Below are 14,627 nucleotides of genomic sequence, written 5' to 3'. Positions count from 1 at the left end.
AGAATAAAGGGCTTTTCGAGCGCAAACCCTATGGTGGCGCTGCTACCCCGTTGCAAGTTCGTCGTCGTGGGTCAGCTCGGGCACGTCTTTGACGCCTGCTGATCCACGCCCCGAAAGTGACGGGTGTTGCATAAAGAATTGATGGCAGGAAAAGGGTTTTTCCTCTCCGCTAAGGTCAGGGCGCTCCCACGATCCTGTGGGGGATAAAATCCAACTTTGTGCAGTGTCTGCCATGTTGGCCGCCATGATTTGGCGTACGATTTGGGCTTTCACCGTGGGGTTGAGAATTTCCACGAGCGTCTCCACGCGGCGGTTCAGGTTTCGGCCCATCCAGTCGGCAGACGAGATATAGACCCGTGCTTTTTTCGAGGGTAGCCCCTTGCCATTGCCAAAGCAAACGATGCGCGAATGCTCCAAGAACCGTCCGACGATGGATTTGACACGGATGGTCTCCGACAGTCCCTTGACCCCTGGGCGCAATCCGCAAATGCCGCGAATAACGAGGGAGATTTTTACCCCTGCTTTGGAGGCATCATACAGGGCGTCAATTACCTCGGGGTCGATCAGGGCATTCATTTTGGCCCAGATTTCCCCGGGCTTCCCTTCGCGGGCAAGTCGCGCCTCGTTGGCGATCCCTTCGAGCAAGCGCGCTTTGAGGCTTGTCGGTGAAATGGCGAGGTTTTCCAATCCTTCGGGTTCGGCGTAGCCCCCGATATAATTGAACACCTTTGTGGCGTCGCGCCCGAGGGCGGCGTCACAGGTGAAAAAGCTCAGGTCGGTATAAATCTTGGCCGTGATCGGGTGGTAGTTGCCCGTGCCATAGTGGGTATAGGTGGTGAGTTGCTCGCCCTCGCGGCGCACCACGGTGGAGATTTTTGCGTGGGTTTTGTAGTTCGTGAACCCGTAAACCACATGGACGCCAGAACGCTCAAGACGCCGAGACTGGCGGATATTGGCGGCTTCGTCAAAGCGGGCTTTTAATTCGACCAAGGCCGTGACCATCTTGCCGTTTTCTGCGGCGGCGCAGAGGGCGGAGACGATCGGGCTGTCGTGTGATGTGCGATACAGCGTCTGTTTGATCGCCACCACATCGGGATCGTTCGCTGCTTGTGTTAAAAAACGGATGACGAGGTCGAAAGTCTCGTAGGGGTGATGTAGCAGGATATCTTTTTGTTGGATCGCGGCGAACATATCTCCGTCGTGATCCTGAACACGCTCGGGGACGCGCGGGGTGTAGTTGGGCCATTGCAAATCGCGACGGTTTTTGAGGATGAGTTCGCTCAAATCCGACAGGCCGATCATGCCACGCACTTCGATCACCTCATCTTCGGTGATGCCCAACTCTTCCTTGATGACATTGGCGAGGGCATCGGGTGCCCCAGTTGAGATTTTCAATCGGACCACTTCGCCACGGCGGCGGCGTTTGAGCGCGGTCTCGAACTCTCGCACGAGGTCTTCGGCTTCTTCCTCAACCTCCAGATCGCTATCCCTCAACACGCGGAACACACAAGAGCCGATGGCGCTATAGCTTGGAAACAGGCGGTCGATATGGATCAGGACCACATCTTCGAGCGGCAAAAACCGATCAGGCGTTTTGTCCGTCGCGGGCAGGCGTACAAAGCGTTCAAGTGGCGCGGGGATTGGCACCAAGGCCTGAAGCGGCTTGCTGTCTTTCGTGCGCTCCAACTGCAACGCCAACACCAAGCCGAGGTTTGGCACAAAGGGGAACGGGTGTGCGGGATCAATGGCGAGGGGCGACAAAACGGGGAAGATCCGCTCCAGGAACACATTTTGCAAATGCTCCAGATCGGCCTTGGTCAGTTTGGAGCGTGTCAGGATCGAAATGCCCTCGTTCTCCATTTCACTGCGAATTTTGATCGACGCATCGTTTTGCGCGGCCATAAGGCGGCGTGCATCGTCGGCAATAAGTTCCAACTGTTCCGCAGGGGAACGACCATCAGCGGCGGGGGTGGTGTTGCCCGCCTTGGCCAATTCGCGCAGGCCCGCCACGCGCACGGTGTAAAATTCATCGAGGTTGGTCGCTGAAATAGAGACGAAGCGCAGCCGTTCCAACAGCGGCACACGCGGGTTGCGGGCTTCCTCAAGAACACGCCAGTTGAACGCCAGCCATGACAATTCGCGGTTGAAAAACCGTTCGGTCCCTTCGGTCTTGCTCGGGGGCAATTGAATGGGTGTTGCAAAATCGGCGTTCAGGAAATCGGTGGGGAGCGTCATGCTGCGGTCGGACCTTTCGATTATGGATCAGAACCTTGCGGCCCATCTTTCTCTCAAATTCCCGACTTGTCTAGCACCTGTGCGGCAAGTTTTTGTGACACTGGTTTTCGCGCTCTCAAACTGGCGGCATCTAGGGCATCAACGATATCACGCACGGCGGCGGCAGACCGCTCGATCCTCTTGATCAGATAGGGGACCAATGTATGCGGAATGGCGATTTGGTGGTCTTCGAAATGCTTCACCAACATCGCGGACAGCAGCGCATCGTCAGGCTCTTCGATCCGTGCCACGGCAGTGCCCTCCATGCGCGAGGCCAAATCGGGGAGGGTCAATGCCCAGTGGTTCGGGGCCTGTGTGGCGGTGATGAGCAATCGGCCGCCCTCGGCGAGTGTGAGGTTGTGTAGGTGGAACAAGGCCTCTTGTGCCGCAGGGGCATCGGGTAGGGCGGGGAGGGTGTCGGCGTCCTCCACGACCACGTTGCGTCGTGCAGCAATGGCGGGCACATCAAGGGTGGCAAGCTGCGTCGCGGCGATGATGGCGGCGTTGTTATCATTGGCCCAGACATGCGCCAGATGGGTTTTTCCCGAGCCTTTGGGGCCGATGAGAGCGAGCTTTCCAGAGGGCCACATCGCAGCGTTTTCGAGCGTTGCCACGGCCAAGCGGTTGGATGGCGCGACGAAAAACGCGTCGCGACCCAAGGCTTCGCGGGTCGGCAGGTCAAAGGTGAGTTGCTGTGACATCGTTTAAGAGGCTGTGTCGTCGGGGTCCGAGGACGCACCACGTTCAGTGTCTGCTTCAAGACCCATATAGAGGCGGCTCCCCTTGTATTCGTCGATCCCGAACCGTGCCAGAACTCCAATGGCGGCGGCAACGGGGACGGCGATCAACATGCCGACAAACCCGAACAGTGTCCCGAATGCGGTCAGCGAAAAGATCAACCAAACAGGGTGCAGCCCGATGGAGGAGCCAACAAGGTTCGGTGTGAGGATGTTGCCTTCAAAGAACTGGCCAATGGCAAAAATGGCGATGACGGCGGCGATCCATTGCCATTCCCCCCAAAACTGAAACAGGGCCAGCCCGATGGAGAGAGCGCCGCCAAACAGGGCGCCAACATAGGGGATAAAGGTCAGTGCCCCTGCAATGGCTCCTGCAACGAGACCGAAATTCAGGCCGACAAGCATGAGAGCGACGGCGTAGAACGTGCCTAAAATGAGACAGACCATGCCTTGCCCACGGATGAATGCGGCGAGGGTTTCGTCGATTTGGCTGGCGAGGCGTCGAATGGTGGGCGCGTGATCACGGGGCAGGATCTTGTCGATTTGCGCCACCATGCGGTCCCAATCCATCAAGAGGTAAAAGGTAATGACCGGGACGAGAACGAGGATCATAGCCACGTTGAGTACGCTCATCGCGGAGGCCAAGGCGGTTTGCAGGAACTCGCCACCTTTAGACTGGATGGTGTCGCCGATTTGCAGCAAGGTTTGGTGCAACTGGCTGTCTTCATCAAGAATTCCGGGGAAGTGCGCGGTGAGGAAAGCTTGTAAGTCATCAAGTAGTTGCGGCGCGGTTTCGACCAGACCCGTGGCCTGTTTGACTAATGCAGGCAGCACCATCAGGGACACGATGACAAAGAGAACGACTGCAACCGCTGTGATTAAAATGGTTGCGGCAATGCGTGACAGGCCCCATTTTTCGAGGCGATCCGCGACGGGGTCGAGCATATAGGCCACGGCCATGCCCAATACAAAAGGCAAGATCACGTTGCCTAAGAGATAGAGCAAGGCAAAGAACACCACCGCAGCGATGCCCCAATATTTTGCCTGTTCTTTTACTGGCAGCGCCATGCGACCCCCTTTGGTTGCCCCACATATCGCGGATAGGCACCAGTGTTTCAAGGGGGCGCGTGGTTTATGAGGCCTGTGCTAGGTCGTCGCTTTGCGTTGAGGGGGGCGTGGCCTCCGCGGGGTCGGTGACAAAAACCGCGACCATATCGGAGAGGGCTTGCGCACTGTTCGACAAAAGGGTGTTGGCGGCAGTTGTTTGTTCGAACATGGCGGAGTTTTGCTGTGTGACGCCTTCGAGTTCCGAGATCGAGGTGTTGACGTCCGATAATTGCCGCGACTGGACGATCATGGCTTCAGCAGATGATTGGAGGCGGCAGGTGATTTTGTCGACCGACTCCTTGATCCCGCCAAGCGCCTGTCCCGTTCTATCAACCAGCTCGGCTCCGCTTGAGACCTGTTGGCTTGAGCGCTCGATCAATTGGTTGATCTCACGAGCCGCATCTGAGGAGCGTTGTGCAAGTGCGCGTACCTCTGAGGCGACCACGGCAAAGCCACGGCCCGCTTCACCTGCGCGGGCGGCTTCCACCCCTGCGTTGAGCGCGAGCAGGTTGGTTTGAAAGGCGATGTCGTCAATCACGCCCGTAATCTTGTTGATCTCGTTTGAGCTTTCTTCAATGCCACGCATTGCGTTCACGGCCTGCTCCATGATGGCGGAACCCTCGGCCGCGTCACCTGATGTGGCCTCTGCGAGTTTGCGCGCGTCTGAGGAATCTGCGGCGACGGAGTTGAGGGATTCGTTGAGGTCTTGGACCGAGCGGGCGATATTGGCCAGTGCGGCGGCCTGACGTTCTGTGCGTGTGGACAGATCATTCGCGGAGGCGGCAATTTCGCCGGATTGAATCTGCATGGAGCTTGATTGCTGGCGCACTTCCTGCATGGCAAAGCCAAGTCGGGCAACCGTTTCATTGAAGGCGGCACGTAGCCCTTCGTAGTCTTGGTGCAAATCTTCGTCGATGCGTGTGCTCAAATCCCCTGAGGACAGTTGGTCGAGGTGTTTTTCAAAGACGTCAAGCAGGTCAGCGAGGGCAGCATCCCGCTTGGCGCGCGCTTGTTCCTCTTCCTGACGCGTGAGGTCATGTTCGTGTTGGGCTTCTTCGTGGGCGCGCAGGGCCTCTTGTGCCACTCGGCTTGAGGCGGCCGCTTGCTCTGTGGCCTCTTGGGCCTCTTTGAGCGCGGCTTCTGCGCGGGATTTCTCCTGTTCGGCGCTTTCAAGGGCGATGCGCACCTCCTCGGCTGCGGCAAGGGTTTGCGCCTGACCCTCTTCGATAATGCGGTTCAGCGCGACCCGTTTGACAATCATGTAACCGAGGGTGGCCGTTTCCATCACCACGATTAGTGCATGGAAAGCGGTACGCATGATGTTAAAGCCCAACTCGGAGGTCGGGTAGACCAGCGCAGGCATGGCAAAGGTCAATACAAGGTGATGAACCGCGATGGTACCCGCAGCCAACAACAGCGCACGAGGGCCACTCATCAATACAATCATAGCCAGAACGGCGAAGTAGAGCATATGGCTGTCGATCTGAAGCGGATGGCCGATCAGCGCCGCGTTGAAGGTGATCGCGGTGCCGACCAGAGCCTGCGCGGTGAGCGCGCGTGAAACTCGCGGTGTCATGCGCCCTGCCAATAGGGCCAAAGCGCTAAAAAACACCGCTCCGATGGCCGCGATGTTTAGGTTCCCGCCCTGTAGCGCGATAAAGGCGACCATAAAGATCGATATCCCAACGGTGGTGCGCCCAAGCAGTTTGACGGCGTCGACTTGTGTCGACTCAAAGGTTTGGGTTTGATCAGGCATTTTTCACTCCACAGATAGCGGCGATCAGGGTGCCGTCGAGCAACGCCCAGACGCCGTTTTCGCGCAAGGTTGCAAGGTCAATTGACGGGGCAGGTTGAACAAGGACGCCAAAGGGCGCGCGTCCTGGCGAAATCTCTGTCAGTCCCGCCTGTGCGAGCGTGGCCTTTCGATCTGCCCACGGCGGAATGATCGCGAGAGCGGGCCCCGACTGGGTATATGGCATCGACATTACGCTTAACGGCGCAATCGCGAGGCTGAATAGGAGGGTCATCCCCACCATAAAGCGTTCAAGAAATGTCACGTATTTGCCCCTCAAGGTTGTTCTCAAGTCACATCCTTAAGGCAGAGAAATTGCGAATTCCTTAAGTTCGGTCGACAGGCGATGCGGTCGACAACCCAACGGGTGTTGAGCCCAACAGGCGTTGTGCGTCTTGTGCGGCTTGGCTCAATCGCTTAGACGAATGAAAACCGCAATTTTCACGAGGCCTTGCCCATGCGTCTTTCGCGCTATTTTCTGCCCGTTCTTAAAGAAACCCCCTCTGATGCCCAAATCGCGTCGCACCGATTGATGCTGCGTGCGGGGATGATCCGTCAGCAAGCGGCGGGTATTTATTCGTGGTTGCCGTTGGGGCTGAAGGTGCTCAAGAATGTCGAGCGGATCGTCGATGAAGAACAACAACGCGCGGGTCACATCCCTCTGTTGATGCCAACGTTGCAATCGGCGGACCTCTGGCGCGAGAGTGGCCGTTACGATGACTACGGCGACGAGATGCTGCGCATCACGGACCGCCACGGGCGCGACATGCTTTACGGTCCGACCAACGAGGAAATGATCACGGATATCTTCCGTGCCCACGTCGGCTCTTACAAAGATCTGCCGCTCACTCTTTATCATATCCAGTGGAAATTCCGCGATGAGGTGCGTCCGCGCTTCGGGGTGATGCGGGGCCGTGAATTCCTGATGAAGGATGGTTACAACTTTGATTTGACCAAAGAGGACGCGCTGCACGCCTATAACCGTCATCTCGTGTCCTACATCCGCACCTATGAGCGCATGGGGCTTCAGGCGATCCCGATGCGGGCTGACAGTGGTCCGATTGGCGGCGACGACACCCACGAGTTCCTTGTTCTGGCCGACACGGGCGAGTCCGAGGTGTTCTACGATGCCAATGTAACCAACATCAAACTGGGCGAGCGGGATATTGATTACGATAGCGTTGAGGATTGTCGCGCTGTGATGGAAGAGTTCACCACACTCTACGCACGCACCGACGAGACCCATGACGAGGCGGAGTTCGCTAAAGTGCCTGCCGAGCGTCAACGCACCGCGCGCGGCATCGAAGTGGGACAAATTTTCTACTTTGGCACCAAGTATTCCGAACCAATGGGCGCCAAGGTTCAAGGCCCCGATGGCAAACCCGTTCCCGTTCACATGGGGTCGCACGGCATCGGCGTGTCACGCCTGTTAGGCGCAATCATCGAGGCGAGCCACGACGAGAACGGCATCATCTGGCCCGAGGGCGTCACGCCGTTCCACGTGGGCATCGTCAACCTCAAGCAGGGCGATGACGAGGCTGATGGCGCGTGCGAGGCACTCTACAAGAGCTTCACTGCCCTTGGCCTTGAGCCGCTCTATGACGACCGTAAAGAACGCGCTGGCGGTAAATTCGCGACGATGGACCTGATTGGCCTGCCATGGCGCATTACAGTTGGCCCGCGCGGTTTGAAAAACGGCGTGGTCGAAGTGACCTGCCGCCGGACAGGTGAAAGCGAAGAGATGACGCCCGAATTGGCCGTCGAAAAAATTGCGCAAATCTACGCCAATCTCTAAGCATTTCTGGCGGATTGCCGCCGTATGACCGACAGTGAAAGGCAGGGCGTTTGTCCTGCCTTTGCGAATCCCCCAATGTTGATCGCAATTAGACCCAACAACGGGCGGAAGGTAGAGCATGATATTTAGAGTGCTGACATTGGTCGGAGGCCTGTTCGGTGCGGCTTGCGCATCGCAGTTTCCAGAGTTCACACAACAATACACCCAAAGGCTCGGCGGGCAGGTCGAAGCGCTCGGTGTTGTGATTGCGGATTTCGATCATTCTGCGCAGCGGGCCGATATGACCCGTGACGAGGCTTTGGCCTCTATGGGCGGAAGTGTGTTTATGGAAAACCGACGTCGCGACATGCGCCGCACGATTGAGCGCCATGCCGCTCTTAGTGAGGACCAGATTGCTCTGCGGACTGCGACGCCATTGCAGCGTCTCACCATGCCGCACCGTGTTGCCGACACGCAATTGGCCCGCGCCACTTGGGATGATTTCGTCCCCGCCTTACCGTTATCTATTGAGGGGCTGATCGCGGGATTTGTCGGATTTCTGGGCGGGTATCTTACCATCGCGGGCCTGTTGCGTCTGCTCGCGTGGCCCTTCCGAAAGCGCCGCAAAAAGAACGGCGGTCTGACCTTTACCTCCTGAGGCAATTTGCGCGAGGGCTTTGCATAATCATGCGTTGACCGCTCGGATGACTTGCGCAATGTTGGCGCTAACAAGGGAGAGAGATATGGCAAACGCATTGATTACATGGGGCGGCTGGGACGGACATGAGCCTGACAAGGTGGCTGCGCTGTGCCGTGATATTCTGACGGGTGAGGGCTTTGACGTTGAAGTCGTCGATCATCTGGACTGCTTTGCGGACCAAGCCGCACTTGAGGCGGTCGATCTGATCGTGCCGATCTGGACCATGAGCCAGATCGAGAAGGACTATGTGGTGAACGTCTCCGAAGCTGTGGCGCGTGGCACAGGCCTTGCGGGTGTCCACGGCGGCATGTGTGATGCGTTTCGTGACCAAGTTCTATGGCAGTTTATGACAGGGGCCAATTGGGTCTCCCACCCCGGCGGTGATGGCGTAAAATACACCGTAAATATCTGTAATTCCTCATCTCCTTTGACAGCAGGGATCAAGGATTTCGAGGTGGAGAGCGAGCAATACTACTTGCACACCGACCCCGCCAACGAAGTCCTTGCCACCACGCGCTTTCCGACCGTGACATGGTATCACACGCCCAATGGCGCGGTGGATATGCCTGTGGCATGGACCAAACGGTGGGGCTTGGGGCGGGTCTACTACAATGCGCTCGGCCACCATGCCGATGTGATCGACCACGGTCCAGCGCGTGAGATGGTCCGTCGCGGTCTGTTGTGGGCCGCACAAGGGCGCAAAGCCGCACAGGATGCGGGCGAGAAACACGCGGATTATGCCTCGGATCTCAACAATTACTGATCTGCGCGTGAGTGGCTGAGCCTTGACCTTTTGGTCGTCGCAAGGGAGTGTCGGGCAACCTATTTTGGAGCCCGTTTCGCCCGATGACCGAAGGCCAGTCCACCAAGCCGTTTTCCCGTTTCGAATGGATGATCGCGTGGCGCTATCTGCGTGCGCGGCGCGAGGAGGGGGGCGTGTCTGTGATGACATGGATTTCCCTCATCGGTATCACCTTGGCCGTGGCGGCGCTGATCATCACCCTGTCCGTGCGCACGGGGTTTCGCACCGAATTCGTGGATACGATCCTCGGAGCCAATGCACACGCCACGGTCTATTCCTCTGTTTATGTTGATGAAAATGGCCAAACGGCGCGCTCCATTTCCAATTATGACGAGTGGGCCGACAAGCTCTTGGCGCTTCCCGAAGTGATCCGTGCTGCCCCCTTGGTTCGTGGGCAGGTGATGGCGTCGCGCAGCGGGTCAAATGCGGGGATCGAGGTTTACGGCATCGCCAAAGACGACCTGATGACCATCCCGCGCGTGGCTGAGCATCCTGATGAAAGCTGGGGCGATGTGGCGCGGTTCGAGGAGGGCATCGCGATCGGCTCTGGCGTGGCGCGTGAATTGGGTGTGGTGGTCGGAGATACCATCAAACTCATCTCGCCTGACGGGGCCAAAACCGCCTTCGGGACAAGCCCGCGCGTGTCGGCATTCGAGGTTGTCTATATCTTTACCGCAGGGAGATATGATATTGATAAAACAAGGGCTTACCTGCCTTTCGCCGAGGCGCAGCGCTACTTCAATTCCGAAGGCGCAGCTGACGAGATCGAGGTCATGCTGGCCCACCCCGATGCGGTGGATGAGATCAGCTTCGAGTTGATGCAGGCGGTGGGGGACAACGGGCTTGTCTGGACGTGGAAACAGTCGGCTGGGGCCTTCCTCAGTGCGCTTGATATGGAAGACAACGTGATGTTCGTGATCCTGTCGGTTTTGGTGCTGATCGCGGCGATGAATATCGTCTCCGGCCTCATCATGTTGGTCAAGAACAAGGGCCGTGATATCGGCATCCTGCGGACCATCGGATTGACGGAAGGCTCTGTTTTAAGGGTGTTTTTTATCTGTGGCGCGGTCACTGGCGTGCTTGGGACGGCCTTCGGGGTTTTGATCGGATCGCTGTTCGCGCTCAACATTGATAGCATTATGGCCTTCGTCAACTATCTCAACGGCGGCGGGGCGTGGGACCCGAGCATTCGGGGCATCTATGCGCTGCCTGCGGAGTTGCGATTTGTTGATGTATTTAAAGCGGTTAGCCTGTCTTTGGGGCTGTCGTTCATCGTGACGATTTTCCCTGCGCGACGGGCGGCGCGGATGAACCCTGTGGAGGCGCTGCGCTATGAGTAATATGTTGCATTTAGAGGGCGTCACCAAGGTCTACAACGCGCAAAAGCATAACGAAGTCAATGTCTTGCGTGGGGTCGATCTCGACGTGGCCAAGGGCGAAGTTGTCGGTCTGATCGCGCCTTCGGGGGCGGGGAAATCGACACTGCTGCATATCGCGGGCATGTTGGATGTGGCGAGCGGGGGAACGGTGCGGATCGGCGGGCAGGATGTGGGCGGATTAAGCGACCGCAAACGCACGGCGCTGCGCCGCCAAGGCATTGGATTCATTTACCAATTTCACCACCTTCTACCTGAATTTACCGCCCTTGAAAACGTGGTTTTGCCGCAACTGGCCAACGGGGTGCCTGCCCGTGATGCAGAGGCTAGAGCCTTGAAATTGCTTGATAAAGTCGGAGTGAGGGCCCGCGCCGATCACCGTCCTGCGGCGCTGTCGGGGGGCGAGCAGCAACGGGTGGCGTTCTGCCGTGCGCTTGCCAATAAGCCATTGTTATTATTGGCAGATGAGCCAACGGGGAACCTCGATCCAGAGACCTCGGACCGCGTGTTTGCGGCGCTTATGGACGTGGTGCGCGACGAGGGATTGTCGGCGCTCATCGCCACGCACAACATGGAACTGGCCGCCAAAATGGACCGCGTCGTGCGGTTGGACCAAGGGCGGATTGTGGCCGTTTAAACGGTGTCGGATAGCTGTCGGACATGTGTCGGACCCCTGTCGGGCATCCCGCGGCGGGAACAGGACGCAGCCTCACCGCGCCCCATGCCGAAATTCCCGCAGCCTCAACGCCCGCGCCCCCTCATCAGTCGGGCTGCTTCTCCGCAGCCTCAGCGATTGCCGTGATCGTCTCTTGCGCGATGCGCACCTGTGGCGCGTGCAACGGATCATCCGACTCCGCCAAGGCGGGCGAGGCCATCAGCGCGGCGAGGGTGAGGGCAAGGGATTTGAAGAATTTCTGCATGGGCTGTCTCCCGTCTCTGTCTGTCTTGTTGCGACTGCCCTCGATAAAGGCACGCCGCCGCGCCGTCACAAGGCAACGCGCGGCGATGTGATCGCGGGTGACAGGGGCGTGATCGCGGGTCGGTTTTTGGCGGGCGGGGCCTCGGCGGATCAGTCCTCGGCGGGCGGCTCCTTGCGGAAAAAGGCGGCGTAGCCGCTCGCGATCAGGGCGAGACCCGCGACGATGAGAGGCGTGGCGATCACGCCGAAATCCTCATCGCTCAATTCCCACGGCATCCGCAGCGGGCAGTTGGCGCTGCCCGTGGGGGAAAAGCCGCAGGCATAGCCTTGCAGACCGACATACCACAGCAATGCGGCGAGGAAGGCGATCAGGCAGAGAAAAAACAGAATGCGCATGGGCGGCTCTTTTGTTGGGGCAGGGGCAGCTTAAAAGCGCAGGGGCGTCGAGGCAATGGCGGGTGGGGCTGTCCTGAGTGACGGGCCGCACAGTTCGCGCTCATGCCTCAGGGCAGGGCGGTTTGGTTTTGGCTGTGCCGTGGTGGTGTCCAGAGTGATGATTTGCAGAGCAAATCACGAGCGCCCGACCCGCCCACATGTTACTGGCTCACCTTTGGTGAGACGGGCGGGCGCTTTCGCACCCACCTTCGGGTCAGGCGCAAGACAGAATGCAACGCATTTGCGAATGCGGAAATATGATTTGTCAGTTCCACCAACTTAGAGCAAAAAATAATGCCCCCATAATCGTGAGCAGGACGATAATTCTAGAGAGTAAGATGCTTTCATCACTACGTTTATTGTAGTGAGCATGGTCAATGCTAACCAGAAGGTCATTCTGCCGTTCTAATAGGGCTATGATTTGGTCGAGTTTTTCTCCATTGTCGGATGATTCATATTTCAGACTTTCGATATTTTCACTTATTTGTTCCACGTAGTGTGGGACTCTTGCGCGAGCCTGCTCTTGTTCTTCTAACTCTTCTAAAGTGGGAGTGTAGTGTATCGGATCCGACATTATTGTACCCACAGTGTTATTAACATTAATGGCACCTTAACCCCTAAACATCCAACTCCTCAACAAACTGCGCATTCGCTTGAATATACTGGAAGCGCAGTTCGGGTTTTTTGCCCATGAGACGCTCGACCAGATCTGCCGTTTCTCCTGGGATGTCCTCGTCGATTGTGACCCTGATCAACTTGCGGGTTTTGGGGTCCATCGTGGTCTCTTTGAGGTCTTTGGCATCCATTTCGCCAAGCCCTTTGAAACGCTGCACGTCGATCTTGCCTTTGCCGCCCAGACCCTTTTCCATCCAGAGGTCTTTTTCCGCATCGTCGGTCACGTAGAGGTGCTTTGGCCCTTGGGTGAGGCGGTAGAGCGGCGGGCAGGCGAGGTAGAGGTGGCCTTGGTCAATCAGCGGGCGCATCTGGGTGTAGAAGAAGGTCATCAGGAGCGCGGCGATATGGGCGCCATCGACGTCCGCATCGGTCATGATGATGATCTTGTCGTAGCGCAGATCCTCGATGTTGAAGCGGGTGCCCATCTGGACGCCGAGGGCTTCGCACAGGTCGGAGATTTCCTGATTCGAGTTGAGTTTGCCTGAGGCCGCGCCAAGCACGTTGAGGATTTTGCCTTTGAGCGGCAGGAGCGCTTGGGTCTCGCGTTTGCGTGCGCCCTTGGCCGAGCCACCCGCAGAGTCGCCCTCCACGATGAACAGCTCGGTGCCCGAGCGGTCTTTGGAGGTGCAATCGGTCAGCTTGCCCGGCAGGCGGAGCTTTTTGGTCGCGGATTTGCGTTGGGTTTCTTTCTCTTGGCGGCGGCGCAGGCGTTCTTCGGCGCGCAGCACGAGGAAGTCGAGGATGGAGCCTGCCGATTTGGTGTCGGCGGCGAGCCAGTTGTCGAAGTGGTCGCGCACGGAGTTCTCGACGAGGCGGGCGGCCTCGGAGGTGGCGAGGCGGTCCTTGGTTTGGCCGACGAATTCAGGCTCGCGGATGAAGCAGGAGACAAGCGCACAGCCGCCCGTGAGCAGGTCTTCGCGGGTGATGTCCTTGGCCTTGCGGTTGCCGACCAACTCGCCGTAGGCCTTGACGCCTTTGAGGATGGCGGCCCAGAAGCCGCTTTCGTGGGTGCCGCCCTCGGGGGTGGGCACGGTGTTACAGTAGGACTGGATGAAGCCGTCGCGGGCAGGGGTCCAGTTGATGGCCCATTCGACCTTGCCCGGCACGCCGAAGCGGGGGCCGAACTCGACGGTGCCCGCGAAGGGGCGCTCGGCGTAGGTGGTGGATTTGCCCAATGTCTCGCTGAGGTAATCGGCCAGACCGCCGGGGAAGTGGAAGGTCGCCTCCATCGGCGTTTCGCCGTCGTCGATTTCCGATTTCCACCGCAGTTCGACACCAGAGAAGAGGTAGGCTTTGGAGCGCGCCAGCGTGAAGAGGCGCTTGGGCTTGAAGCGGTGCTTGCCGAAGATTTCCTCGTCGGCGTGGAAGGTCACGAATGTGCCGCGCTTGTTGGGAGCTGCGCCGATTTTCTCGACGGGGCCGAGGGGGATGCCACGGGCAAAGCGCTGCTCGTAGAGTTCCTTGTTCTTGGCCACTTGGACGATGAGGCTGTCGGAGAGCGCGTTGACCACCGACGAGCCCACCCCGTGCAAGCCGCCCGATGTGGCGTAGGCGTCGCCCGAGAATTTCCCGCCCGCGTGGAGTGTGCAGAGGATCACTTCGAGTGCGGATTTGTCGGGAAACTTGGGATGCGGGTCGATGGGGATGCCGCGCCCGTTATCGGTGACGGTGACGGAGTAATCGGCGTGCAGCGTCAACTCGATGCGGTTGGCGTGGCCTGCGACGGCCTCGTCCATCGAGTTGTCGAGGATCTCGGCCACAAGGTGGTGCAGCGCCCGCTCGTCCGTGCCGCCGATATACATGCCCGGGCGTTTGCGCACGGGTTCCAGTCCCTCGAGCACCTCAATGGAGGAGGCGTCGTAATCGGTGGACGGTTGGGACGTGTTTGATTGGCCTGAGAGAAGGTCGTCGGACATGGGGCTTTTGCTCGATTCTTGGGGTGTCGTCATTGTGGCTCTTTGGGGCGCGAGTAGACCATCCACGCGGGACGGACGCAAGGGGAGCCGTGGAACGCGGACCGTGAAACCTTGGCCCAG

General features: G+C 58.4%; 14 protein-coding genes. 5 read left to right on the top strand and 9 right to left on the bottom strand.

Annotated elements, in window-relative coordinates:
• Positions 1 to 42 precede the first annotated feature (42 nt).
• From ACN0TS_RS02850 to ACN0TS_RS02830, 5 genes are all read right to left on the bottom strand, one after another.
• Positions 43 to 2,235 (bottom strand): RNA degradosome polyphosphate kinase, encoded by a 2,193-nt coding sequence (locus tag ACN0TS_RS02850; protein ID WP_417257794.1) that lies wholly within the window; start codon positions 2,233 to 2,235, stop codon positions 43 to 45.
• Between the two features lie 53 nt (positions 2,236 to 2,288).
• The gene (locus ACN0TS_RS02845) at positions 2,289 to 2,975 is read right to left on the bottom strand and encodes a chromosomal replication initiator DnaA (RefSeq protein ID WP_417257793.1); all 687 of its coding nucleotides are present in this window, start codon (positions 2,973 to 2,975) and stop codon (positions 2,289 to 2,291) included.
• A gap of 3 nt (positions 2,976 to 2,978) precedes the next feature.
• The gene (locus tag ACN0TS_RS02840) at positions 2,979 to 4,079 is read right to left on the bottom strand and encodes an AI-2E family transporter (protein ID WP_417257792.1); all 1,101 of its coding nucleotides are present in this window, start codon (positions 4,077 to 4,079) and stop codon (positions 2,979 to 2,981) included.
• A 64-nt stretch (positions 4,080 to 4,143) separates the two neighbouring features.
• Entirely contained in the window at positions 4,144 to 5,874 is a 1,731-nt protein-coding gene (locus tag ACN0TS_RS02835; protein WP_417257791.1) for a methyl-accepting chemotaxis protein, read from the bottom strand.
• On the bottom strand, positions 5,867 to 6,175 hold the full coding sequence (locus ACN0TS_RS02830; RefSeq protein ID WP_417257790.1) for a hypothetical protein: 309 nt from the start codon (positions 6,173 to 6,175) through the stop codon (positions 5,867 to 5,869). Before ACN0TS_RS02830 ends, ACN0TS_RS02835 begins: the two co-directional genes overlap by 8 nt.
• Positions 6,176 to 6,367: 192 nt before the next feature.
• Here ACN0TS_RS02830 and proS point away from each other — a divergent pair, with 192 nt between their 5' ends.
• From proS to ACN0TS_RS02805, 5 genes are all read left to right on the top strand, one after another.
• The gene (gene proS / locus ACN0TS_RS02825; RefSeq protein ID WP_417257789.1) at positions 6,368 to 7,705 is read left to right on the top strand and encodes a proline--tRNA ligase; all 1,338 of its coding nucleotides are present in this window, start codon (positions 6,368 to 6,370) and stop codon (positions 7,703 to 7,705) included.
• Between the two features lie 118 nt (positions 7,706 to 7,823).
• Positions 7,824 to 8,342 (top strand): DUF2937 family protein, encoded by a 519-nt coding sequence (locus ACN0TS_RS02820; protein ID WP_417257788.1) that lies wholly within the window; start codon positions 7,824 to 7,826, stop codon positions 8,340 to 8,342.
• An 85-nt stretch (positions 8,343 to 8,427) separates the two neighbouring features.
• The gene (locus ACN0TS_RS02815; RefSeq protein WP_417257787.1) at positions 8,428 to 9,147 is read left to right on the top strand and encodes a ThuA domain-containing protein; all 720 of its coding nucleotides are present in this window, start codon (positions 8,428 to 8,430) and stop codon (positions 9,145 to 9,147) included.
• Positions 9,148 to 9,230: 83 nt separating this feature from the next.
• A complete protein-coding gene (locus ACN0TS_RS02810) occupies positions 9,231 to 10,526 on the top strand; it encodes a lipoprotein-releasing ABC transporter permease subunit (protein ID WP_417257786.1) in 1,296 nt (431 codons plus the stop codon).
• Positions 10,519 to 11,199 (top strand): ABC transporter ATP-binding protein, encoded by a 681-nt coding sequence (locus tag ACN0TS_RS02805; RefSeq protein ID WP_417257785.1) that lies wholly within the window; start codon positions 10,519 to 10,521, stop codon positions 11,197 to 11,199. The genes ACN0TS_RS02810 and ACN0TS_RS02805 overlap by 8 nt, the downstream gene beginning before the upstream one ends.
• Before the next feature lie 124 nt (positions 11,200 to 11,323).
• On the opposite strand, the gene ACN0TS_RS02800 is transcribed toward ACN0TS_RS02805, so the two are convergent.
• The 4 genes from ACN0TS_RS02800 to parE all read right to left on the bottom strand — a co-directional run bounded on the left by ACN0TS_RS02800 (position 11,324) and on the right by parE (position 14,507).
• On the bottom strand, positions 11,324 to 11,482 hold the full coding sequence (locus ACN0TS_RS02800; protein WP_417257784.1) for a hypothetical protein: 159 nt from the start codon (positions 11,480 to 11,482) through the stop codon (positions 11,324 to 11,326).
• 149 nt (positions 11,483 to 11,631) lie between these two features.
• Positions 11,632 to 11,877: a hypothetical protein gene (locus ACN0TS_RS02795; protein WP_417257783.1), complete on the bottom strand. Its 246-nt coding sequence runs from the start codon at positions 11,875 to 11,877 to the stop codon at positions 11,632 to 11,634.
• 304 nt (positions 11,878 to 12,181) lie between these two features.
• On the bottom strand, positions 12,182 to 12,490 hold the full coding sequence (locus tag ACN0TS_RS02790; protein WP_417257782.1) for a hypothetical protein: 309 nt from the start codon (positions 12,488 to 12,490) through the stop codon (positions 12,182 to 12,184).
• A 43-nt stretch (positions 12,491 to 12,533) separates the two neighbouring features.
• On the bottom strand, positions 12,534 to 14,507 hold the full coding sequence (gene parE / locus ACN0TS_RS02785) for a DNA topoisomerase IV subunit B (protein WP_417258175.1): 1,974 nt from the start codon (positions 14,505 to 14,507) through the stop codon (positions 12,534 to 12,536).
• Positions 14,508 to 14,627 lie beyond the last annotated feature (120 nt).

It is taken from the genome of Celeribacter sp., from assembly GCF_048266405.1.
Classification (GTDB): Bacteria; Pseudomonadota; Alphaproteobacteria; order Rhodobacterales; family Rhodobacteraceae; genus Celeribacter.
The sequence above is the reverse complement of the archived record's forward strand: the minus strand, read 5'-3'. Positions and strand labels throughout refer to the sequence as shown.